The sequence below is a fragment of the Synechococcus sp. MU1642 genome (assembly GCF_020514115.1).
In the GTDB taxonomy this organism is placed as follows: domain Bacteria; phylum Cyanobacteriota; class Cyanobacteriia; order PCC-6307; family Cyanobiaceae; genus Parasynechococcus.
Genome location: NZ_VTKZ01000003.1, coordinates 119,312 through 141,830, shown reverse-complemented (window position 1 = coordinate 141,830; position 22,519 = coordinate 119,312). Strand labels below are relative to the sequence as shown.

The window sequence follows — 22,519 nt, the reverse complement described above, 5'->3', positions numbered from 1 at the left end:
CATCTGTCTCTAAGTGGAGTGCAGACGTCCTCGTTCAAACGTAGAAGTAGTCGCGGTACCAGCGAGCAAACGCATCCACCCCTGTCTCAATGGAGGTGGATGGCTTGAAACCCACCCATTGCTCCAAAGCAGTTGTGTCCGCAGCGGTCGCGACCATATCACCAGGCTGCATCGACTGAAAATCCTTGATTGCCTCTCGGCCAAGGGCCTGTTCCATCACTTCGATGAAGCGCAAAAGCTCAATTGGCTGGCTGTTGCCAATGTTGAAAACCCGATGCCGTGCTGCCGCAGTCGCAGGGTCAGGCTGAAGTGGATCAAACTCCGGATTTGCAGTTGCTGGCTTGTCACAGCAACGCAGCACCCCTTCTACGATGTCATCGATGTAGGTGAAATCCCGCTGCATTTTGCCGTGGTTAAACACTTTGATCGGTTCACCCGACAAAATGGCGTGTGCAAAGAGCATCGGGGCCATGTCGGGGCGGCCCCAGGGGCCATACACCGTGAAAAACCTCAGGCCGGTCGCCGGCAAGCCATATAGATGGCTGTAAGTGTGCGCCATTAGCTCATTGGCCTTCTTGCTAGCGGCGTAGAGGCTCACCGGATGGTTCACCGGCTGCTGCTCATGAAAAGGCAGATTGCGGTTTCCGCCATACACCGAACTGCTCGAGGCATAGACGAGGTTTTGGGTGCCGTGGTGGCGGCAACCTTGCAGCAGATGGCCAAAGCCCACCAGGTTGCTTTGGATGTAGGCCGCTGGGTTCTCCAAGGAGTAACGAACCCCGGCCTGAGCGGCGAGGTTCACAACCACCTCCGGCTTCTCAGCAGCGAACAACGCCATCAGGGCCTCGCCGTCCTCCAGAGCCATTTCTGCGAAACGCCAAGCATCTCCTGAGCCGATCGCCTCGATCTGACGCAGCCTCGCTTGCTTCAAGGTTGGATCGTAATAGTCGTTCAGGTTGTCGAGACCGACAACCCTGTCTCCCTGCTGAAGCAAACGCTGACTCAAGGCAGCTCCGATGAAACCAGCAGCTCCGGTGACCAGGACGGTGCGTGCCATCAACCCTCTCCATCGCCAACGCGCCATAGGCTGAGGCCAGCGGCTTTGATCTGGACAGGATCGGCGACAGCCCTGGCATCAAAGACCCAGGCCGGCTTACGCATCCGAACGGCCAGAGCCTGCCAATTGAGATCGCGGTAGTGCTGCCATTCCGTGAGCACCAGCACGGCATCAGCACCCATCACGGCATCCTCAACGCTTCCGGCCTCAGCCCAACTGCCGGTTCCACTCAGCCGATCCACCTCAGAGGCCGGCTCCTGATTCAGATCCCGAGCTATCTGATCGGCCGCCACCTTGGGATCGTGGATGACGAGTTGTGCGCCCTCCTCGAGAAGATCGCGGCAGATGCAAATCGCCGGGGCCTCACGAGTGTCGTTGGTGTCAGCCTTGAAAGCAAAGCCAAGAATCGCCAACCGCTTCCCTGTCACCGTGCCGAACAGCTTCTGCACAACCAATCGAGCAATGCGGTGCTGTTGCCAGGTGTTCAACGCCACCACGCTCTCCCAGTAATCCGCCACCTCGGGCAAGCCGAAATGCCGGCAGAGATACACCAGATTGAGGATGTCCTTCTGGAAACAGCTGCCACCGAAACCTGGCCCGGCATTGAGGAATTTCGGGCCAATCCGTCTGTCGGTGCCAATCGCCCGGGCCACCTCACGCACGTCTGCGCCGCTGGCCTCGCAAAAAGCAGCAATCGAGTTGATCGAGCTGATCCGCTGAGCCAGGAAGGCATTGGCGGTGAGTTTGGAGAGCTCGCTGCTCCAAAGGTTGGTGCGCAGGATCTGCTGCTGCGGAACCCAATGGGCGTAGATCGCTGCAAGGGCATCAATGGAGGTCGAATCGTCACCACCGATCAACACACGGTCTGGGGCTTCCAGATCGCGAATGGCCGTTCCCTCTGCCAAGAACTCGGGATTGGACAGCACTGAGAACGTGCGTTGATCCTCTCCGTCACATGCCGCTTCCAGGATGGTTTTGATCGCAGCCGCCGTGCGCACCGGCAGGGTGCTCTTCTCCACCACGATCGTGTGGCCTTTGGCCGCCTGGGCCACGGTGCGTGCGCAGGCCTCCACCCAGCGCAGGTCACTGGCCTGGCCCGCCCCCAGTCCTTTCGTCTTTGTGGGTGTGTTCACCGAGATGAACACCATGTCGGCATCCGCAATCGCGGCTTCCACGGCCGTGGAAAAGCTGAGATTGCGCCAACGGGCGCGGCCCACCACGTCATCCAGGCCAGGCTCATACACCGGCAGTCGGCTCAAGTCTGGATCGTTCCAGGCATCAATCCGAGCCTGGTTGAGATCCACCACCGTGACCTGCACCTGAGGACAACGATCCGCAATCACCGCCATGGTTGGGCCGCCCACGTAGCCAGCACCAATGCAGCAAATGCGTTGAATCGTCACGCCTCAGGCTGATCTCGTAGTGCAAGGACCCTACGGAACGAATCGATCGTCGGGTCTAAGCCCTGCTCCAGTGACACAGTCGGCTGCCACTCCAACTGCTCGCGAGCCAAATCGATCTTCGGCTTGCGCTGCATCGGATCATCCTCAGGCAACGGTTTCTCGATCAACGGCAAAGCCGGGTTGATCCGAGCGCGCACCAGCTCAGCAAGCTGACGGATGGTGAATTCATCCGGATTGCCAATGTTCATTGGTCCCGTATGGGTTCCATTCATCAGGCGAATCATTCCCTCGATCAAGTCGCTCACATAGCAGAACGATCGGGTCTGGGACCCATCCCCGTAGAGCGTCAAGGGTTGAGCCCGCAAAGCTTGAACGATGAAGTTGCTCACCACGCGGCCATCTTCAGGCAGCATTCGCGGTCCATAAGTGTTGAAAATCCGCATCACCCGCACTTCCACACCACTCATACGCTGGTAGTCAAAGCAGAGGGTCTCGGCGATGCGCTTGCCCTCGTCGTAGCAACTACGGATGCCGATCGGGTTCACACAGCCGCGGTAGCTCTCCGGCTGGGGATGCACCTCCGGATCGCCATAGACCTCACTGGTGCTTGCAAGCAACAACCGCGCTCCCACCCGCCGGGCCAGCCCCAGCATGTTGTAAGTACCGAGAAAACTGGTTTTAGCGGTCTTGACGGGATTGAACTGGTAGTTCACCGGAGAGGCCGGGCAGGCCAAGTGCCAGATCCGATCCACCTCCAACTTGATCGGCTCCGTGACGTCGTGACGGATCAGCTCAAAACGGGGATGACCGATCCAATGGGCGATGTTGGCCTTGCGCCCGGTGAAATAGTTGTCGAGGCAAATCACTTCCTCTCCGGACTCCATCAGCCGGTCGATCAGATGGGAGCCAAGAAACCCAGCACCTCCAGTAACCAGATTGATCTGCATGTTCAATAGGTGCGCAGTGTCTCCACGATTGCGGCGATTCCACTCAGCGCAACAGTGACCTCCTCTCCCTGCTGCTGCAATGGCTTCAACCGCACCTCACCCCGCTCTACCTCCTCATCCCCCAGCACCAGAGCCCAGCGAGCACAGCTGCGATCCGCCCGCTTGAACTGTTTGCCGAAGGCGGAGCCTGAACCATCCAGCTCAACCGTCAGGCCTTGCTGCCGCAACGAACGGGCCAGAGACAGCCCAACGGTTTCGGCCCGTTCTCCACGGTTCACCAGATAGGCATCAGGGATAGGTATGACAGCAAGGCGTGCCGCCGGTCCATTGGGATCTGCCTGCGCCGCGGCCTCCAACACCAGCAACAACCGCTCCATGCCCAAGGCCCAACCAATGGCGGGGGTCTGAGGGCCTCCCAGCTGGCTGATCAAACCGTCATAACGACCACCACCACAAACGGTGGCCTGGGCTCCGAGTTGATCGCTGGTGATCTCAAAAGCTGTATGGCTGTAGTAGTCCAAACCCCGCACCAATCGCGGATTAAGCCGGAAAGGAATCCCCAGGGTAGTCAAACCTCGCTGCACCTCCTCAAAACGCTCACGGCTGGCATCAGCAAGGGCATCCGCCAGGGTTGGAGCATCCTCCAAAAGTGCCTGGGTGTCCTTGTTTTTGGAATCCAAAATCCGTAACGGATTGGTGCTCAGGCGCGCCTGGGAATCTGGATCGAGAGCCTCAGACCGCTGCTCAAGCCAAGCAACTAGAGCGTTGCGGTAGTCGTGACGATCCTCCGCTGTTCCAAGACTGTTCAGTTCCAGCTGCAAGCCCCCCACACCAAGGCTGGCCAGAAGATCCCAGGCCAGCGCAATCACCTCAACATCGCTGCGAGCCCGCTCCGCCCCAAGCCACTCAACCCCGATCTGATGAAACTGCCGCTGCCGCCCTGCCTGAGGGCGCTCGTAGCGAAACATCGGACCGGCATACCAAAGCTTCTGGGCACCCTGACTCAGCAAGCCGTGCTGGAGGGCAGCACGCACCACGGATGCAGTGCCTTCAGGCCGCAAGGTGCAGGAGCGATCGCCCCGGTCCTGAAAGCTGTACATCTCCTTGCCCACCACATCGGTGCCCTCACCGATGCCACGGCCAAACAGATCCGTCGTCTCTAAGAGCGGCGTTCGAATTTCGCCGAACCCGGACCGCTGGAAATGCTCCCGCGCCATGGCTTCCACCGCCTGCCAACGCTGAAGCGCCTCCGGCAGCAAATCCACCATGCCCCTCAGGCTCTGGAGCTGACTCACGTGCGGGATGCAGGTACAGCGGCCCAGTCTGCCGGGTGACCTCAGGCCACGATGCTGCGGCTCGCCACCAGATCCATCAAGGCCAGCTGTCGGGTGAAGCAGTCATTCAGTTCATAGGTGCGTTCGACGCTCTCACGTGCAGCCGGTCCAAAGCCAGCAGCACGCTGAAGATCGTTGAGCAGCTCCACCACCGACGCGGCAAATCGGTTGGCGAGAAGAAATCCAGCAACAAACCGTTCTGGCCGTGACGAACGACTTCCCGCACTGGAGCCGTGTCAGAGACCACCACAGCCCATAGCTTCGAGCAAGCTCCAGCTCATCACAAAGGGGTAAGTGAGATAGGCGTGGCAAGCAGAGAGCTGAAACACCGGAACCACTGTTCCGCTGTTCACAAGCCCGGTGCAATGGGCGAAAACTAGGTTGAATCGCTTAAGGCGTCAGCCTTTTGCATGCAAGCTGATTCAGAATCATCAGATCAAAAGGGTTGACGACATGGGCCGGCGCGTCCTCATCACCGGCGGTGCCGGCTTCATTGGGAGTCATACCTGCCTTGTGCTGCTGGAAGCTGGCTACGACCTGCTCGTCCTCGACAACTTCTCCAACAGCTCTCCAGAAGCCCTCACCAGGGTGGCCGCCATCTCCAGCGTGTCCCTGAACAGCACACGGCTGCAGATCGAGCACGGGGACATCCGCAATCCCCACACCCTTGACCAGCTCTTTTCAGATGCTGCTGCCAACGATCGTCCTTTCGATGCCGTCATTCATTTCGCCGGACTAAAAGCCGTTGGCGAGTCCTTCCAGAAACCCCTGCTTTATTGGGATGTCAACGTCTCCGGATCCCGTACCCTCCTCGCCGCCATGGAGGCCCATGCCTGCTGCACCCTCGTGTTCAGCAGCAGCGCCACGGTCTACGGCTTCCCTAAAGACGTCCCCATTCCTGAATCAGCGCCGATTCAACCAATCAACCCTTACGGATTTTCCAAAGCCGCTGTTGAACAAATGCTCGCTGATCTCAACGCCAGTGCTCCCAACACCTGGCGGATCGCTTGCCTTCGCTACTTCAACCCCGTAGGCGCCCACCCCAGCGGCCAGATCGGGGAAGACCCCCTCGGCTTCCCCAACAACCTCTTCCCCTTCGTATCCCAGGTCGCCGTCGGACGTCGCGATCAGCTCCAGGTGTTTGGCAGCGACTGGCCGACCCATGACGGCACCGGGGTGCGCGACTACATCCATGTAATGGATCTTGCCGACGGCCACAAAGCAGCCCTCGACAGCCTACTGAAGGAGGGGCCACAGCACCTCATTTGCAACCTCGGCAGCGGCGCTGGAAAAAGTGTCCTCGACGTGGTCAACGCCTACGCCGCCGCCAGCGGCCAAAACATCCCCTATGCCCTTGTCGATCGACGGCCTGGCGACGCCGCGATCACCATCGCTGACCCCACACGCGCTGCCAACACCCTCTCCTGGCGTACAAAGCGCACGCTGAGTGACATCTGCCGTGATGGCTGGACCTGGCAGCAGGCCAACCCTATGGGCTACAGGGAATCCGCATGACATCAGCCAGGGCACTGGTGCTTGCCGGCGGGGGGCACAGCCACGCACTTCTGCTCAAACGCTGGGCCATGCGGCCCCAGCACCGGCCTGATCGACGCATCGTGCTCGTCAATCGCCTTGGGTCATCGCTCTACTCCGGAATGGTGCCGGCCATGATCGCCGGCCTTGAACAACAGAAAAACGTTGAGATCGACCTGCGTCACCTCTGCGATCGAGCCGGAGTGGCTTTCGTGGAGGCAGAGATCTGCGGGGTTGATCTGCGACGGCAGTTGCTGCAGTTGAGCGACCGCCCTGACCTGCCTTACGCCCTGCTGAGCTTGGACGTAGGAGCGGTCAGCCGCGGCAGCGACGCTGAAGGAGTGGCAATCAAACCACTAGAGCCGGCCCTGGCCTTTCTGGCAGAGCAAGAGCCCAGCAGCGAAACTCCCTTTCGCGTGGTGGGGGCAGGGTCTGCCGGCCTCGAAGTGGTGCTTGCCCTGCGTCGCCGCTGGCCCCAACGCCCACTGCAACTGCAGAGCCACCCTCAGCGACTGGGAGCTCTGGAGCGCCAGATGCTTGCCACAGCACGGGTGGAACTCGTGGAAGCCTACGGAGACAGCAACAGCTGCACCAGCCTGCGCTGCACCGGCAGTCGGGCGCCCAGTTGGATCGAAACAAGTGGGATGCCGGTGGACCCCGATGGCCGGGTGCGCACCAATCGATTCCTGCAGGTGGAAGGACACGACAACGTGTTTGCAGCTGGCGACTGCGCCGTGATCTCCAACGCGCCGCGGCCTGCATCAGGAGTGTGGGCCGTTCGCGCTGCCCAACCACTGGCCCAAAACCTCGAAGCCCGTTGCCGCAAACGTGCCCTACGCCCCTGGCATCCACAGCGTCTGGCCCTGCAGCTCATCGGAGACCAGCATGGACGGGCTTGGGCCCGTTGGGGTGCTTGGCAGTTCGGTCCATCAGCACTGCTCTGGCGGTGGAAGCGACGGATCGACCAACGCTTTATCGAAGCATTTCGGGACGCCGGAGCCATGGCCCCGAACACCCCGATGGCCTGCCGTGGCTGCGCCGCCAAGCTCCCCGCCCAGCCTCTCGAAGCAGCGCTCCAACAGGTTGGAATCAGTGGATCTCCGGAGGATGCTGCTCAGATTCCCGGAGAACCGCCGTTGCTACAGAGCGTGGATGGATTCCCAGCTTTGCTGAGCGATCCCTGGATGAACGGTCGCTTGACTGCCTTGCACGCCAGCTCCGACCTGTGGGCCTGCGGGGCCACTGTGGACAGCGCCCAAGCCATCGTGACGCTCCCAGCTCTGGAGAGTGGGGATCAGCAGGAGCTGTTGGCCCAGACCTTGGCCGGGGTGCGCTCGGTCCTGCAGGAGCAGGGGGCAGCTCTGATCGGTGGCCACACGCTAGAGGCCCGCAGCGATCCGCCCAAACCGGCGGAACTGGGGCTCCAACTAACACTTTGTGTCAACGGACGCAGCCATGGAACATCCTGGCGGAAAGGGGGAATTCAACAGGGGGATGCGCTGCTTTTGAGCCGCCCCCTGGGCACCGGCGTGCTGTTTGCCGCTGCCATGGCGGGAGCGGTGCCGCCAGCCGCAATCGACAGCGTCCTTGCGGTGATGACCTGCAGCCAACACCGGCTGCTGGACCAGCTTCGGCCGCACTGGGACGAGATCCATGCCTGCACGGACATCACAGGCTTCGGACTGTTGGGCCATCTAGGGGAAATGCTTCAGAGCAGCGCACCCCTGCAGGTCAAGCTATTTGCCGACTCCATACCTGCCTATCCCCAGGCTCTCGAGCTGCTGGAAAGTGGCTTGGCCAGCAGCCTCGCCCCTGCCAATCGACGCAGCTGGCACTGGCTGGACTCCACGGTGCAGCTCAACCAAACCCCATCCCAGGGCCTACTGGAACTGCTCGTAGATCCGCAGACCTGTGGTCCACTCCTTTTGGCCTGCCCAGAAAGCACAGCCGCATCTCTTCTCAGCGAAGGACCCTGGCAGCAGATTGGCATTGCAGCAGGCGGGCATAGCTGAGATCACTGGAGCGGTCCCGACAGGCGTACCCCTCGCGTTCAACCTGTTCCTGCATCGGCTGCATCTTGCGGATCAATTTCGGCAACGGCCCGCTGCTGGCCAGCCACAGCTCCTGCGGCAAGGGTGGCATGGCCAAACGTCGCTCCAACGCTTGGCGATTCCCCCAAGGGACAGGGTCTTCGGGAATCCGACCCATGACCTCTTCCTCAGAATTAGCAGACGTGAACACGGGCTATAACGCTCCACGAGGCCACTGTTGCGCTGGCTGATCAGACGGAACTAATCCTGTTCACGCACACCCCCCAGAGCAGGATCCAGTTCGGGAAAACCCGCCCCCCACCAACTGGCCAACAACAGGCCCCGCACCGCAACGGCACAGCAGCGGCCAAAGCGATTGAGGTTCAGAGGACCGAACTGAACCGCCAGAACAAGAACCACCGCTAACACCAGCACCAAAAGGAGAAGAATCAATCCCAACTTGGGCAACGGCAAAAGCCCAAGTCCCTGGGCCAGGGTCTCCTCCAACAGGGCGTAATCCAAGGGGCCGAACGAGCTGGCTGCCCTGGAGCTGATCAAATAGTCAGCGGCATAAATGATCCCGGCCAGGCAATGCCGCCATCAGAGCCGCCAAAGCAAAACGAGTGCGGCCCTGCAAACCAAAGCGGGGATAAATAACCTCTTGTTGTTCATCACGACTTGTCCTGAGCCTTACGGCGGAGCCTGTTCAACTCCTGTCCCAACGCAGGGCCAGGACACCAGCCGGAGTCCAGGAGCTGACGGGCGGTCTTCGGCGATTTGATCTTCCGCCAGCGCCCCCACCAGCGCAACAGGGGTTTCCATTGAACAGGCATCAGGCAGATCAGCAGAGCCACGCTTTCAGCCTTCGCACCACGCGCCTCCAGGGCCTCTGACCAGACCGACGGGAGCGCCGACACCCTTGGGCCATCCGCCAGAAGCCATTGATTCAAATCCACCATTTGGCTTAACCACTGCTGCTGCTGACCAGGAAGCTGAAGTCGCTGCGCAACGCGCAACGGATGCCTGGCACCGGACACCAAAGCCAGCAGGAGGGGAAGCTCCAGCCGCTGAGCCCAGTGCAAACGGCGCATCAATAGCGGATCGTCCTGGAGGCTCGGATCAATCAGCGACAAAGCCCGCCATTGCTGCAGACAAGCAATGGCCTGTGCCCAAGGTTCATGCTGGAACAAGCGGTCAAGCTCCATCCTCAGACGGGTCGAGAGCGCCGGTGGGGCCGCTGCTGCGGGAGTGCTGGTGGACCAAGCCCAGGGCCAAGCCTGAATGGTTTGGGTGATTTGATCCTCCGTTTTTTCATCCAACATGAACCCCAGTCGAGCGGCGTAGCGCGCTGCCCTGATCACGCGCGTGGGGTCATCCCGAATGCTGTGATCGTGCAGCAGTGTCAATTGCTTTTCAGTCAACCCGCGTTGCCCTGAAAAGGAATCAACCAACTGCTCAGCCATGAGATCAATGGCCATGGCATTGATGGTGAAATCCCGCCGGAGAAGATCCTGCTCCAACGTGCCGGGTTCCACTTTGGGATTCTGAGCAGGAACCGGGTAAATCTCCCGCCGGGCTGACGCCAAATCGACAAGGATTCCATCAAAGCGGAGTGCGACTGTCCCGTAATCCCCGTAATGCTGAACATCCGTGATCCTTTGCGAACCACAGCGCTGCAACAACACTTCCGTGAGGGCCAGGGCATTTCCCTCGACAACCCAATCCAGATCTGGAACACCAGCCCATGGAACACCATGCAGCTGATGCAGCAGCAGATCTCTGACCATGCCACCCACGAGAGCCAACCGTGTCACCCCTACATCTTGAGCCGCACAACGGAGCTCAAACACTAATGATGGCGGCACACCTGGGAGATCCAATGCGTGGCGCTTCGGTAGGCACATCAATCATCACGCATGTGAATCGGATTGCCCCCTGAGATCAACCGCCTCAACCAACAGGCTCGATTGGGGCAAGGCGCGGATCCAGGATCTTGGGGCCCATACCTGCGAACTTGACCGCGATTGAAACCTTCTCACCGCTTCCGAAGGTATGGGTGATCTCTCCAACACCAAAGCTGGCATGCATCACCTGATCACCCACCTGCCAGCTCCGACCGGGAGCTGGTCCTGCCTGACGTCGCCGCACTGCATTCGCAGGGGCCGATGACGGTTTATCCCGATCTATACGGGTGAGCCTCTCGAGGCGGCGCTCGCGCCGTAGCGCCGCTCCACCGCTCTGGGGAATGTCCCCCTGCACCAGGGCCTCCGGCAACTCCGAAAGAAACACGGAAGGAACCGCAGCCTCGCGCATCCCACCCCAGAGACGTCGCTCACTGGCGTGGGAGAGGAACAAACGCTCTTTCGCCCGGGTTATGCCCACGTAACAGAGACGTCGCTCCTCCTCCAGAGATGCCGGGTCATCGAGGGAGCGATAACTAGGGAAAAGACCCTGCTCCAGACCCACCAGGCAGACCACAGGGAACTCGAGTCCCTTGCTGCTGTGCAGCGTCATCAAGGTGACGCGGTCTGCGGCGGTGTCCTTACTGTCGGCATCACTGGCCAGTGCTGCACTGGCCAGGAATCCCTCAAGATCACCCTCCTCGTTCTCCTCCTGGTATTGAAGAGCGGCGTTCACTAATTCCTGCAGGTTGCGACGTCGTTCCTCGGCCTCATCGGTGCCATCAGCGATCAACTCGCTGACATAACCGCTTTTCTCCATTACCTGCTGAATCAGTTCCGAGGGAGACACCTCACGGCTGCGCGACTGGAGATCGTTAACCAGATCACAGAACTGCAGCAGCCCCTTGGCGGAACGACCGCCCAGGGAACGCACCGCTTCAGGGTCACTCGCCACATCCCACAGCGGAATGCCCAGTTGATTGGCCGCATCGGTGAGCCGCTGGATCGTGGTCTTGCCGATGCCGCGCTTAGGCACATTGATCACCCGCAGCAGACTGACGGTGTCCGCCGGGTTGATCAGCAGCCGCAGATAGGCCAGAAGATCTTTGATCTCACGCCGGTCGTAGAAGCGCAGTCCTCCCACAACTATGTAAGGGATGCCCCAACGCACCAGCGATTCCTCGATCGCACGGGACTGTGCATTGGTGCGATAGAGCACGGCCATGTCACCCCAGCTGAGCTCGGGATTGGCCGCTTCCATCGTGCGCAACCGGTGCACCACTGCCTCCGCCTCAGCAATTTCGTCATCACAGCGAGTGAGAGAGATCAATTCCCCCTCACCACGCGTGGGGCGCAACACTTTGTCGATCCGTTCGCTGTTATTGGAAATCAGCGCATTGGCCGCCTCCAGGATCGTGGCGGTGGAGCGGTAATTCTCCTCCAGCTTCACCATCGTGCGAGTGGCCTCATCCGGAGCCTGGTCACCGAAATCGTCCTGAAAACCCATCAGGATCGTGAAATCTGCAGCCCGGAAGCTGTAAATGCTCTGGTCGGCGTCACCCACCACAAACACCGAACGCCCGGCCCAGTCGTCGTAATCCTGCGGTTCCTTGCCATCAGTCACCAGCAGCTTGATCAGGTCGTACTGGGTGCGGTTGGTGTCCTGATACTCATCCACCAGAACGTGACGGAAACGACGGTGCCAGTAGCTACGGACCTGCTCGTTTTGCTGCAAGAGCTGCACCGGGAGGAGCAGCAAATCGTCAAAGTCGAGGGCATTGTTTGCCGCCAGTGCCATGCGGTAACGCCGGTAGACATCGGCGGTGAGCTTGCCCCGCTGCCCTTCGGCGTTGGCCTCGAGCTGGTCGGGCAGCCAACCCTGGTTTTTGGCGTTGCTGATCGCCCAACGGGTCTTCTTGGGGTCAAAGCGCTTGGGATCCAGCTGCAGTTCCTGGGTGACGATCTCCTTGACCAGGCTCTTGGCATCAGCTTCGTCGTAGATCGAAAACTGCTTGGTCCAGGTGAGTCCTTCGGAGTCCAGAAATTTGTCGATGTCGTAGCGGAGCATCCGCGCAAACAACGCATGGAAGGTGCCGATCCAGAGTTCTTTGGTTATTTCGCGGTAGATGCGCGAACGCAACTGACGCTGCTCCACCGGCGGCAGGGTGCTCCATGGTTGGCCGTACTGACTCTGCGCCAGCTTCTGGGCCAAGAGCAGCTCAAGCCGCTCCTTCATCTCCCGAGCAGCCTTGTTGGTGAAGGTGACGGCCAGAATCTGCGCCGGATCTGCACCGTGCTCCCCAATCAGGTGGGCAATGCGATGGGTGAGGGCACGGGTCTTGCCGCTACCGGCGCCGGCAATCACCAACAGAGGACCTTCGTGGTGATCCACCGCCCTGCGCTGGGCGTCATTTAGGCCAGCTAAAAAACTCATGATTTTATCTTAAAGGAAGCACTCGATAGAACATGAGCTGAGGGCCAAAACCATCAGCGCAACACACTTTCAATAATCAAGGCAATGAAGCAAATAAAAGCGTAAAAACAGCATCCATTTCTCATTTAAGGGCATCATCAAAATGCAACAACCAAGAAGCATTGTCACGAAGACCCCAAAGCCTAAAATTGACTATCCACTCAAGTCCTGCATCAGACTGGAATCGATTATCATTCAAAGGAGAGACTTCGGAAAGATGAGCCAAGCAAATCAAACATTGATCGCCGACCTTTCCCTGGTTCTCTGCACATACGGAAGAGTAAATGAAGTCAACGACTTTCTGGAATCAGTTGATGCACAAAGCATAAAGCCTGCCGAGATAATAATTGTAGACCAAAACGAAAAAGAAATTTTAAAAGACTTAATTAATGAATGGCAAGCGAAGCTTTCCATCAAGCACAGAAGAGTTAATTTCAAGGGTGCTTCAAAATCAAGAAATTATGGGGCCAGCGAGGCTAAATCCTCACTAATTGCCTTTCCAGATGATGACTGCCTGTACCCCTCTATCTTGATAGAAGAATTAATAAAGTTATTCCAGAGCCACCCTGAAGTTGACGTCATATTAGCATCAAAAATTGAGCCATCAGAAATTCACAACGGCCTAAAAAAAGGAAAAATACACTATTCACTAGTGAACTCTATATTAGACCTTTTCAAGGCCAAGGCTGAGACCTCAAACATATTCACTAGAAAATCTATACTTAAAACACTTTCATATGTGTTTGATGAAAATATTGGACCAGGCGCTAATACGCCATGGGCGTCCAATGAAGAAACAGATTTTTTGATTAGGCTCCTCAAGCAAGAAGCCAGAATTATCAAATTAAAAGATTTGGCAATTGCTCATCACTCACTGCAGGGCTCACCAATTAAAAGCCTGAAATATGGAATGGGAAGATTTGAAGTTATTTTAAAAAATCAATTGGGAACAAAAATATATTTAATCAATCTTCTTCAGCCTATCGCTAGATACTTTAAAAGCCCGAAGCCCTATAACCTGTTACTTTGCATATCGACTATGCTCGGCAGATCAGGAATTATAAATTTAACGTACAGACTGCCTAATCATTTGCGTTGGATAATTCAGAGTTAACACTATTATTAAGTCGATACTTCGTTCCCGCCATACAACCAAAAATCATCCAGAAAAAAGGAAAATCACCCAAGTGACCGTTATGCATGGAATAGACTAAAGCTTGCACTCCTAAAAGCCATAACGGAAAAACAGAAGCGTCAGATTTAGCTCTTTTATGAAAATTAACTAACGGAAAAAGTGTACAATATATCAAAGGAAGGGTCATGACTATGCCGCCAACAGCTAGAGATTCAAGCAAGTAATTGTGAGGGTAGTAAATTCCCTTTTCAATTTCAAGACTCCCAAGCAACTCTTGTAAGCCAAATCCAGTACCCAGCAATGGATTGATTGTAAATTGCTCAGCCGAAACTCTCCAAAATTCCAATCGAGTCAGAATACTTTCAGGAGCTCTTGACGTGAACAGCTTCTCTAAGAGAAGAGGCGAATGAGTTGCCACAAATATGACACCAAAAAACACAGGAACCAACAATACAAAGTTTTTTCTTTGAAATGATTCTAAAATTTGAAGGCTTTGGCGAAAAAAGAAAATAGACGCAACCGTTATCAAAAAAGTTGAAATAAGTACGCCCCTAGTCGCACTATATACGACTATAAATAATCCAACTGCCATCCCAGCCCATTCGATAAATAGAGGTGGAGGAAGATTATCGCAAGAAGATTTAGGTAATAAAATATTTCCAAGGCAAAGTAAAAATAAAGCGCAGCCTGCATTTGCACATGTAATAGCGTTCAAGTGCTCTAAGTAAAAGGCTCCTTGAATGGTCCCAGGATTAACTAGAAAGCAGACAATTGAGAACCCAAGTAAGAATACACCATGCTTTGCTTGGCCAAACAATATAGACAAAAGTCGATTCTTTGCCGCAAATAAAAAGGAGCAAATAGCAATTGGCAGAGAGCTACCTAAGCTCCAAGCAAAAAGTTCCCAGGCAGGCAAGGCAAGTGCAACTCCAGAAACATATTGATCAAAGAAAAGCCTAAATGAATAGATAATCCAAAAAGTTACGAGACAAACAATCCACGGGCTCCGAAGATAATAAGCCTTCCGGCGTCGAAAATGAGAGAGAATATATCCATAGCTCAATACCATAATCAAAAATCTCAATATAAGCATTACAGCTCTATTTTCAACATTCAAGATATTGGCAATCGAAGACAAAAATACCTGGCCAAACAAAATCGCAGCCAAATACAAAGGCGGCAAATACTTGGAAAGAATGGAAATAGCATTAGCCATATTTTTTCTCGACAATTTCATATAACAAGAAAGATGGGAAAGACTATGCATTAAAAGATTGCAATTCGATCATATTGCGGAAGGTAGGAGATAGTTCACGCAATTGATCAAAGTTACCGCTTGCGATGATCTTGCCATCAGAGAATTCATATATACGATCACATTTAATTATTGTAGATAATCTATGAGCGATGACTAATGTAGTACATCGTCGACCTATTATTTCAAGAGATTGAATAACTTCAGACTCTGTTTGATTATCCAATGCGCTTGTGGCTTCATCCAAAACCAATACTTTGGCCTGTCTGTAAAAGGATCTCGCTAAAGCTAATCTTTGACGCTGACCTCCAGAGAGCCCAATACCATTATCACCAATAGGTGAATATATTCCATATGGCATTTCAGACACAATTTCGTCTAATTGAGCAGCTCTAAGCGCTTCCCAGACTTTATCTTCATCAATTTGTTGTACCATCTCTCCAAACGCGACGTTAGCCACTACTGAAGCTGACAACAACTGAATCGATTGAGGAACTTTCGCACAGCATTTATACCATGCTGGAATTTCATTATCTAAAAGAGGGATTCCATCTAAAGACAAAGTGCCTTTCTGAGGACGCAACAAAGAAAGCAAAATATTGGCCGCAGTAGTTTTTCCGCTACCAGAAGGACCTACAAACGCAATTCTAGAGCCTACAGGGATGTCAATATTGATCCCATTCAGTACAGGTTTTGATGACCCAGGGTACGTGTAATGAACGTCTACAAGACGAATTGATCGCAGGGGGAAGATACTTTCAGCACAGACAGTATCTTTTCGAATATCGAATTGTCTAAATGTATTTGTTTTATCGACGAGAGATATGATATTATTTATTTCTGGAAGTCCACCCCTCAGTATTGAAACAGAAGCGAAAAGATCTTGAAGGGGTTTTGCCAGTCTTAAAGCACCAACAGCTAATACTGACAAAAATGGAAGTACTTCAATAATTCGCTCTTGCTGTCCTGAAAGGACTTGTGGCAACACACCCACCAAAAATATAGCAGAAATACCCAAAGGTTCAATAAACAACCTTGGAATTTCCGGAAATACAATCGCATTAACAACTGACTTTTTATAAGTTTGTGTCGCATCTATGTATTGACTAATAAAATATTGCTCATTCAAGCCAAGCTTAAGATCAGCAATCGAACCAAGAGATTCAAAAAAGCTTTTTGTATATCTTTCCCTGGCGATAATTTTAAGCTTTGACGCAACACGCAGCGTAGGGGTTATTAAATATGATAATGCAACATACATCAAAAGCATCGATACTATTAAAACGAAAGACGCACCTCCACCTACATACAATATTCCAGTTACTAACATGACAATGCTAATTAAACAGCTTGCTGCTCTCAATGAGGGAGTAAGTATATCTCTAAGTAGCGCCTCTAGATTAGAAAGTAAATCAGAAGCTAGAGATGTGACATTCCCAGAAAGATGACTTTCGTATGGCTGCGCTAAAATCTGATTATAGATACGTCCAGATAAATCAAGCCATAACTCACCAGCGAGATTTTCTTGCATTAAACGCAGCGTTAGACGGACAACTGACTGAAGCCAATTGACTATTATAAAGATTGCTATTAACCACAAAGACTGTTCATATATACTAGCTCCGAAAACTTTAATGCCAGGAAGAATATTTGCAAGATCACTCCCAACAAGGCTGCCGGTTAGCCTTCCAATCACTGCAACTGCAGCAAAATCAAGAAATCCAGATAATATCGAGACCGGCAGCAAAAACCAAAGTCTAAACAAGACATTTGAATCAATGTAATTAATAAGTTGCCTCAATCCGACTACTGTCTTGCTTGCAAAAAGATTTTGCACATTAAGCAGCTAATAAAGTCCAACTTAAATGCCTAAGCTCAAATTTCGGACTAGTGGAGACAGCCACTCAATTGATTGACCACTAGCTCAGCTATATTCACCTCTAGAGGCCTGATAAAAACCACCTCTAGATAATCTATTAAGTTAGTTCGAAACCAATTCAACCTGAAATACACGCGTGGCCTTAAATATCGTAAAAATTTTTCCGAGGTAAGCATAAATAGTAGGTATTAACAGAAAAACCCGATTCGAAAGAGCTTAAGCAATATTCTGTCGAAATATACTTGAAAAGACGAGCAAGAATTATCTAAAGCAAGAATCAAAAAACTTACCTATACATATAAAAACTTGCTAAACAATTTACTGGTAATAATGCGATACCGAGAATGCCTTCTAATCAAATCAGATTGGTTGAGATTGGGGAGAAATTGCTCAAGATTTTTGATAACATATTTCCACCGTTTTACGTGTAATTCTTCGGTGAAGTCTTGCAATGCAAAACCTAATTTCTGCACGGATGGCTTCCATTCAGTTGGGTTAAGGAGCGCAGCAGAAATTCTATCGACATCATTAGATATTGAAGCGCAACCAATTTGATGTCCGATTTCCCCAGGTGTAAGAATGTCTGAAAGTGCGTGATTTAAACTACTGAAAACTATACAGCCACATGCCATTGCCTCTAAAGGAGGAAGGCCGAACCCCTCGCTTACTCCAGCTGAAGACCAATGATCTCTAGAATCGTACAAAAACACCTTAGAACTATTGAATAAATTAACTATGTCTTCCACCCAATCGCTTTGAATTTCAACACGAAAACCCTTGGCGCGCAAAGCCGGTACTAATTCAAATAACAGGTAATTACTACTCTTTCTTTTTTGAACAAGAATATCTATAGGCCTCTCTTCAAAATCTCCCTCAAGATCTCCTCTCTCCATCCATTGAGATTCCAGTGCATTAGATACAAGAAATAAGGGATTTCTCGGTGCATGATGGCCCCAATAACCCATTGTATTTCGACTTACCGCAACAATCGGGACATTGGGAGGAAGTTTAAAACCATATCCCGAACTATGAGCGTGGTAAATAAGATTTTTTCCGCGGAGGAGTTTAAGCAACCTTGGAACATCAAAACCCCAACTAATTATCCAAAGAGAGTTAGCATCTTTGGACTCTTCTTTCAGCAGATCTTTAAGAAAGGGGCATTGGGCAGTCCGCTCTCTGTAGGTAACAAGAGTTGTAGGCCGCAGTTCTGCGAGCAAACGAACTGTCTGCTTCGCCACACTTAAGCCGCCACAACGAAAACGTGAACCAAGACCAGGTACCAAAACCCGAATCGCCTTAAACGGCGTTTCGGGTTCATGAATCAATGCCATTAAGCAGTAACTGCTTCCGTGCTGCCAGCACGCTGACGGCGAGTGAGGAAACCAAACAACACCTTGCCGATGGCGGCCACCAAGTTGCCTTCCAGCTCCTTGAACATGTTCATGTTGAGGTGGAAGGCGTGGTTGGCCTCCTCCACGATGCGATCTGCCATGGCCTGATCGATCGGCAGCGTGTCCATGGCGGAGCGATAGGTCGCCTTGAACGCCTTTTCATCGGCAATGTCGTCGAAGACGTAAAAACGCAGGCCAGCATCCCCCTCCATATTCATCGCCTTCTGGGCGATGTTCTTGAGGATCTGACCACCGGAGAGATCCCCTAGGTAACGGGTGTAGTGATGACCGACCAACAGCTCAGGAGACTCCTGGGCCACAGAGTGAATACGCTCCACGTAGGCCGCGGCCGAGGGGGAGGGTTTGATTTCTTCCTTCCAGCTCTCACCGAAGTAGTAGGTAAGGTCTTGCTCCAAAGCCTCACGACGGTTCAGCTGGGCCATGGCCACAGGCCCAACAACTGGATGATCCGTCAGCTTGCTGATCTCGTCCTCCATGGCGGAGTAAACGAAATAGAGATCAGCCACCAGCTTGCGATAGCTGGATTTGTCGACGACACCCTTCAGGAAGCAGCTCACGAAGCCGGTGTTTTCGGCCATGGTGTGGGATTTTTTCGTGCCTTCACGAATCTGGGCAGCCAGTGCAACGGACATGAATGCTTGTGATTGGACCGATAGAAGGACCCTATAAGCAGTCCACGTAAGCGTGGCCACGAGCGTTGCGAAGGGTTACGCCGCTGGTTCAGATGACGCATGTCGGTCGAACAGTTCGAACAGCTCGCGACAGATCTGCCTAAGCTGCTTCACCTGCTGCTGCTGGGGCAGGTGTGGACCTTCCGGCAACCATTCACCGACCGTGGCGAGGCGCCAACGTTCACCGTCGTAGGTCATGCCCCGCATCAACACCCCCAGCAGGCGCAGCTGGTCATCTCCCCGATCCGCGCTGATCCGCAATTGCATCAGCAAACTGCGGCATTCCAACCGCGGACTCCAGCCAGGGAAGTGAAAGGAAAGGTCGAGCGATTCGGTTTCGCTCCACTGTCTGGTCTGCGGGTCGTCCCGCCAGGGGCTGAGGTTGGCCTGCGCAGCCGGAAACTGACGGCGCACGAGCGCGATGGTGGAAGCCAGTGCTCGCATCCGGTCCACGCTGTATACCGACTCGCCCGCGTTCACTGCAACCTCCTGATTCCGCACAGTGTGCAGGGCGAAGCAAGAGGTCGCCGTTACGGTTGCCCGAGGTTTACGAAACCATGACGCAACCTCTGCACCTCGGCCTGCTGGGCGCCATGCAGGTGGAGATCGGCGCCGACCTCAGCCACCTCAAGAATCTGAGCTGCAGCGAGCACGGCGACCTAAGGATCCACACAGGTTCGTGGAGCGACACCGTACGCCTCAGCCTGGCCTGGAGTGGCTGGGGCAAGGTGAGCGCTGCACGGGCCGCCACACGCCTGCTCGCCAGTGATCCCAGCATCGATCTGCTGGTGTTCACTGGCGTTGCCGGCGCTGCGGACCCGGCCCTGCAGCAATGGGATGTGGTGTTGGCCGATGCCGTGGTGCAGCACGACATGGATGCCCGACCCTTATTCCCAAGGTTCACGCTGCCAGCGCTGAACCAAGACCGACTCCAACCGAAGCCGGCCTGGTTCGACTGGGCCAAGACCGCTCTGATAGAGGCCCACAGCGCAGGCGACCTGGACGGGTTCGCACGGCCCAGCAGCGGTCTGATCGCCACGGGGGATCGCTTCATCGGCGATCCGGAAGTGCTGAAAGCGCTGCGGGATGCCCTGCCTAACCTACGGGCCGTTGAGATGGAAGGCGCCGCCGTTGCACAGGTAGCCGAGCAGGAAGGCGTCCCCTGGCTGGTGCTGCGGGTGATTTCCGATGGTGCTGATGAGGCAGCCGCCCAGAGCTTCGAAGACTTCGTCAAGCGCTACGAACAGCAGGCCTGGCGGCTGATTGAGGGGCTGCTGCAGCGCTGCAACGACGCGCCCCAACGTTGCAAATAATGCCTGTGCTGAACCGCGTGCTGCGCTACGGCGTGGTGGGAGGCACGGCCACAGCTGTACACGTCGGCGTGCTGCTGATGCTGGGCCAGTGGATGAGCTTGAGCCTGGCCAACCCCATCGCCTTCCTGGCCGCCTCAGTGGCGGGGTATCTCGGTCATGCCCTACTCACCTTCCGCGAAGAGACGGGGGGTCGCCAGTTCGCCCGTCGCTGGCTTCTGCTGCAATACATCGTCAACATCAGCATTTGCGCCCTGCTGCCGCTGCTCAAAGCCCCGACCCTGGTGCTGGTGTTCACACCCACGCTGCTAAATGCCCTGATCTGGAGCCGAGCAGCTCAGTTCAGTGCCAAGGCCCGTCAGCAACAGAACGTCCACCCCCCACTGCTCCACGCCGACGACCTCGGCTTAGCAGAAGGCGTTGATGCGGCGATCATCGATCTCGCCCAAAGCGGAAGGCTTCAAGGCGCCAGCCTTCTGGCGAATGGTCCCAGTGCGGCCGATGCCATGGAGGCCTGGCGCAACCTTGCCGAGCCACCGCCACTCACCCTGCACCTCTGCTTGACCGAAGGGCATCGTTTGGCCAAATGCCCGGATCTGCCGAGCGGATTCGGCACCTTGCTGCTGGCCTCACTCCTCCCCTGGCAGCGCCGACGCATCGCCCCCCAGCTGCGTAGGGTTCTGCAGCAGCAGATCAGCCGCTACCGCCAACTCACAGGCCTGAGTCACATCCGCCTCGATGGCCACCAGCACATCCACCTTGTACCCCTGGTGCTGGATGCCGTGCTGGATCTGGCCCCTTCCGAATCGATCACCTGGATGCGCACGACGCGGGAACCCCTGCCGGAAGGTCTGTCGCTCAGGCTTTGGTGGCGCAGCCTGCAGACAGGCGGCCTGATCAAGTGGCTGGTTCTGCAGCTGCTGAGCGGACTGGCGATCCCCCGTCTGCGCCGGGCTGGCCTTGAAACCAACCTGCGCTTCGCCGGGGTGTTGTTCAGTGGGTCGATGTTCGGAACAGCGTTTCGCCGGAGCTGGGAAACGGCCTACAGCTCCAACACGATCCATCCAGATACCCGGCCCGTCGTGCTGATCCACCCAGCCCTGATCGATGCCTCAGCAGGCATAGATCAGGAGATATTTCAGCAGTCTGTGGCCTTTTTCAACTCAACCAACCGTCAAAAGGAGTGGACGTCAGCGCAACAGCTCTGAAGCCTGATGCACGGCTCTGACGAAATAATGCGGGCGCCGTTTCACATCGATATAGATCCGGCCGATGTACTCGCCCAACACGCCGATACCGGTTAGTTGGATACCACCGAGGAACAGAACCGCCACGATCAGTGAGGCGTAGCCCGGCAGGTCCACTCCAAAAACCAGAGTGCGCAGCACGATCAGCGCGGCATAGACAAAGCTCAAGAACGAAATCAGCACACCGATCACGCCCCAGACCTTCAAGGGCTTTACGGTGAACGAAAAGATTCCATCCAAGGCATAGCGCCAGAGCTTGAGGAAGCTCCAGGAGGTGGTGCCACCAACGCGGGCCACACGGCTGTAGGGGATCTCCTCACTGCGGTAGCCGGTCCAGGGCATCAACCCTTTGGAGAAGCGCGTGGCCTCACGCAACTGGGTCACCGCCTCCACCACTGGAGCACTCAAGAGTCGAAAATCGCTGGCCCCCTCCTGAAGCTGGATCGAATCCACCAGGCGGTTGAACACCCGATAGAACCAGGAGGCCGTGGCCACCTTCACTAGCCCTTCGGCATCGCGGTCATCCCGCACAGCGGTGACCACCTCAGCGCCGTTGCGCCAGGCCTGCACCATCGCCGGAATCCGCTCCGGCGGGTGTTGCAGATCGGAATCGATCAGCACCGCAGCGGCACAGCGGCCGTTGGAGTAGTCCAGCCCCGCCAGCATCGCGGCCTCCTTACCGAAGTTGCGGGTGAGCTCCAACAGGGTGACGGACTGGTCGGCATGGCTCCGTTGCCAGTTGCGAATCACCCCAAGGGTTGAATCTGAGGAACCGTCATCAACCAAAACGAGGCGATCCACCTCCTCAAGCGCCAGCACCCGATCGATAAATCGCGTAATTACCTCGGCTTCGTTGAAGCAGGCCGCCACCACCCACACCTGCTCGCTAGCCATTGATGCGCGGTCTGCACTGTTTGAAACCGTAGAGCTCC

The 22,519-nt window shown here is 55.1% G+C and carries 20 protein-coding genes; 5 read left to right on the top strand and 15 right to left on the bottom strand.

Features of this window, described 5'->3' with window-relative positions; genetic code table 11:
* Nucleotides 1-34: 34 nt before the first annotated feature.
* Genes FZZ85_RS04715 through FZZ85_RS12180 form a run of 5 tightly spaced genes read right to left on the bottom strand, consistent with a single transcriptional unit; the run spans nucleotide 35 to nucleotide 4,893 of the window.
* Nucleotides 35-1,057 carry an NAD-dependent epimerase gene (locus FZZ85_RS04715; protein WP_226412722.1) on the bottom strand — a complete coding sequence of 341 codons (1,023 nt, stop codon included), beginning with the start codon at nucleotides 1,055-1,057 and terminating at the stop codon, nucleotides 35-37.
* The gene (locus tag FZZ85_RS04710) at nucleotides 1,057-2,460 is read right to left on the bottom strand and encodes a nucleotide sugar dehydrogenase (protein ID WP_226412720.1); all 1,404 of its coding nucleotides are present in this window, start codon (nucleotides 2,458-2,460) and stop codon (nucleotides 1,057-1,059) included. Before FZZ85_RS04710 ends, FZZ85_RS04715 begins: the two co-directional genes overlap by 1 nt.
* Nucleotides 2,457-3,407 (bottom strand): UDP-glucuronic acid decarboxylase family protein, encoded by a 951-nt coding sequence (locus FZZ85_RS04705; RefSeq protein WP_226412718.1) that lies wholly within the window; start codon nucleotides 3,405-3,407, stop codon nucleotides 2,457-2,459. Before FZZ85_RS04705 ends, FZZ85_RS04710 begins: the two co-directional genes overlap by 4 nt.
* Before the next feature lie 2 nt (nucleotides 3,408-3,409).
* Entirely contained in the window at nucleotides 3,410-4,702 is a 1,293-nt protein-coding gene (hisS, locus tag FZZ85_RS04700) for a histidine--tRNA ligase (protein WP_226412716.1), read from the bottom strand.
* 41 nt (nucleotides 4,703-4,743) lie between these two features.
* Nucleotides 4,744-4,893: a hypothetical protein gene (locus tag FZZ85_RS12180; RefSeq protein ID WP_370631135.1), complete on the bottom strand. Its 150-nt coding sequence runs from the start codon at nucleotides 4,891-4,893 to the stop codon at nucleotides 4,744-4,746.
* A gap of 301 nt (nucleotides 4,894-5,194) precedes the next feature.
* Between FZZ85_RS12180 and galE the strand changes: the two genes are divergently transcribed.
* Nucleotides 5,195-6,256 (top strand): UDP-glucose 4-epimerase GalE, encoded by a 1,062-nt coding sequence (gene galE, locus FZZ85_RS04690; protein ID WP_226412714.1) that lies wholly within the window; start codon nucleotides 5,195-5,197, stop codon nucleotides 6,254-6,256.
* Nucleotides 6,253-8,286, top strand: a complete 2,034-nt coding sequence (gene selD / locus FZZ85_RS04685; protein ID WP_226412712.1) for a selenide, water dikinase SelD — start codon at nucleotides 6,253-6,255, stop codon at nucleotides 8,284-8,286. The genes galE and selD overlap by 4 nt, the downstream gene beginning before the upstream one ends.
* Here selD and FZZ85_RS04680 read toward each other — a convergent pair.
* The 4 genes from FZZ85_RS04680 to FZZ85_RS04665 all read right to left on the bottom strand — a co-directional run bounded on the left by FZZ85_RS04680 (nucleotide 8,234) and on the right by FZZ85_RS04665 (nucleotide 12,639).
* Nucleotides 8,234-8,482: a hypothetical protein gene (locus FZZ85_RS04680; protein WP_226412710.1), complete on the bottom strand. Its 249-nt coding sequence runs from the start codon at nucleotides 8,480-8,482 to the stop codon at nucleotides 8,234-8,236. The genes selD and FZZ85_RS04680 overlap by 53 nt on opposite strands.
* 83 nt (nucleotides 8,483-8,565) lie before the next feature.
* A complete protein-coding gene (locus FZZ85_RS04675) occupies nucleotides 8,566-8,862 on the bottom strand; it encodes a hypothetical protein (protein ID WP_226412708.1) in 297 nt (98 codons plus the stop codon).
* 113 nt (nucleotides 8,863-8,975) lie between these two features.
* Nucleotides 8,976-10,118: a CCA tRNA nucleotidyltransferase gene (locus tag FZZ85_RS04670; RefSeq protein WP_370631134.1), complete on the bottom strand. Its 1,143-nt coding sequence runs from the start codon at nucleotides 10,116-10,118 to the stop codon at nucleotides 8,976-8,978.
* Between the two features lie 136 nt (nucleotides 10,119-10,254).
* Nucleotides 10,255-12,639, bottom strand: coding sequence for a UvrD-helicase domain-containing protein (locus tag FZZ85_RS04665; RefSeq protein ID WP_226412706.1), 2,385 nt, complete (start codon nucleotides 12,637-12,639; stop codon nucleotides 10,255-10,257).
* Between the two features lie 256 nt (nucleotides 12,640-12,895).
* Here FZZ85_RS04665 and FZZ85_RS04660 point away from each other — a divergent pair, with 256 nt between their 5' ends.
* The gene (locus FZZ85_RS04660; protein ID WP_226412704.1) at nucleotides 12,896-13,792 is read left to right on the top strand and encodes a glycosyltransferase family 2 protein; all 897 of its coding nucleotides are present in this window, start codon (nucleotides 12,896-12,898) and stop codon (nucleotides 13,790-13,792) included.
* Here FZZ85_RS04660 and FZZ85_RS04655 read toward each other — a convergent pair.
* The 5 genes from FZZ85_RS04655 to FZZ85_RS04635 form a co-directional block, all read right to left on the bottom strand.
* Nucleotides 13,761-15,029 (bottom strand): O-antigen ligase, encoded by a 1,269-nt coding sequence (locus FZZ85_RS04655; protein ID WP_226412702.1) that lies wholly within the window; start codon nucleotides 15,027-15,029, stop codon nucleotides 13,761-13,763. The two genes, FZZ85_RS04660 and FZZ85_RS04655, sit on opposite strands and share 32 nt — an antisense overlap.
* A 43-nt stretch (nucleotides 15,030-15,072) precedes the next feature.
* Nucleotides 15,073-16,905 (bottom strand): ABC transporter ATP-binding protein, encoded by a 1,833-nt coding sequence (locus FZZ85_RS04650; RefSeq protein WP_226412700.1) that lies wholly within the window; start codon nucleotides 16,903-16,905, stop codon nucleotides 15,073-15,075.
* Nucleotides 16,906-17,237: 332 nt separating this feature from the next.
* A complete protein-coding gene (locus FZZ85_RS04645; RefSeq protein ID WP_226412698.1) occupies nucleotides 17,238-18,278 on the bottom strand; it encodes a glycosyltransferase in 1,041 nt (346 codons plus the stop codon).
* Nucleotides 18,278-18,991 (bottom strand): heme oxygenase (biliverdin-producing), encoded by a 714-nt coding sequence (locus FZZ85_RS04640; RefSeq protein ID WP_226412696.1) that lies wholly within the window; start codon nucleotides 18,989-18,991, stop codon nucleotides 18,278-18,280. Before FZZ85_RS04640 ends, FZZ85_RS04645 begins: the two co-directional genes overlap by 1 nt.
* Nucleotides 18,992-19,066: 75 nt before the next feature.
* The gene (locus FZZ85_RS04635) at nucleotides 19,067-19,474 is read right to left on the bottom strand and encodes a hypothetical protein (RefSeq protein WP_226412694.1); all 408 of its coding nucleotides are present in this window, start codon (nucleotides 19,472-19,474) and stop codon (nucleotides 19,067-19,069) included.
* Between the two features lie 113 nt (nucleotides 19,475-19,587).
* Here FZZ85_RS04635 and FZZ85_RS04630 point away from each other — a divergent pair, with 113 nt between their 5' ends.
* Both FZZ85_RS04630 and FZZ85_RS04625 read left to right on the top strand, forming a co-directional pair.
* On the top strand, nucleotides 19,588-20,343 hold the full coding sequence (locus FZZ85_RS04630) for a 5'-methylthioadenosine/adenosylhomocysteine nucleosidase (RefSeq protein WP_226412692.1): 756 nt from the start codon (nucleotides 19,588-19,590) through the stop codon (nucleotides 20,341-20,343).
* The gene (locus tag FZZ85_RS04625; protein ID WP_226412690.1) at nucleotides 20,343-21,548 is read left to right on the top strand and encodes a ChbG/HpnK family deacetylase; all 1,206 of its coding nucleotides are present in this window, start codon (nucleotides 20,343-20,345) and stop codon (nucleotides 21,546-21,548) included. Before FZZ85_RS04630 ends, FZZ85_RS04625 begins: the two co-directional genes overlap by 1 nt.
* Here the strand turns inward: FZZ85_RS04625 and FZZ85_RS04620 are convergent.
* On the bottom strand, nucleotides 21,531-22,481 hold the full coding sequence (locus FZZ85_RS04620) for a glycosyltransferase family 2 protein (protein WP_226412688.1): 951 nt from the start codon (nucleotides 22,479-22,481) through the stop codon (nucleotides 21,531-21,533). The two genes, FZZ85_RS04625 and FZZ85_RS04620, sit on opposite strands and share 18 nt — an antisense overlap.
* Nucleotides 22,482-22,519: the final 38 nt, after the last annotated feature.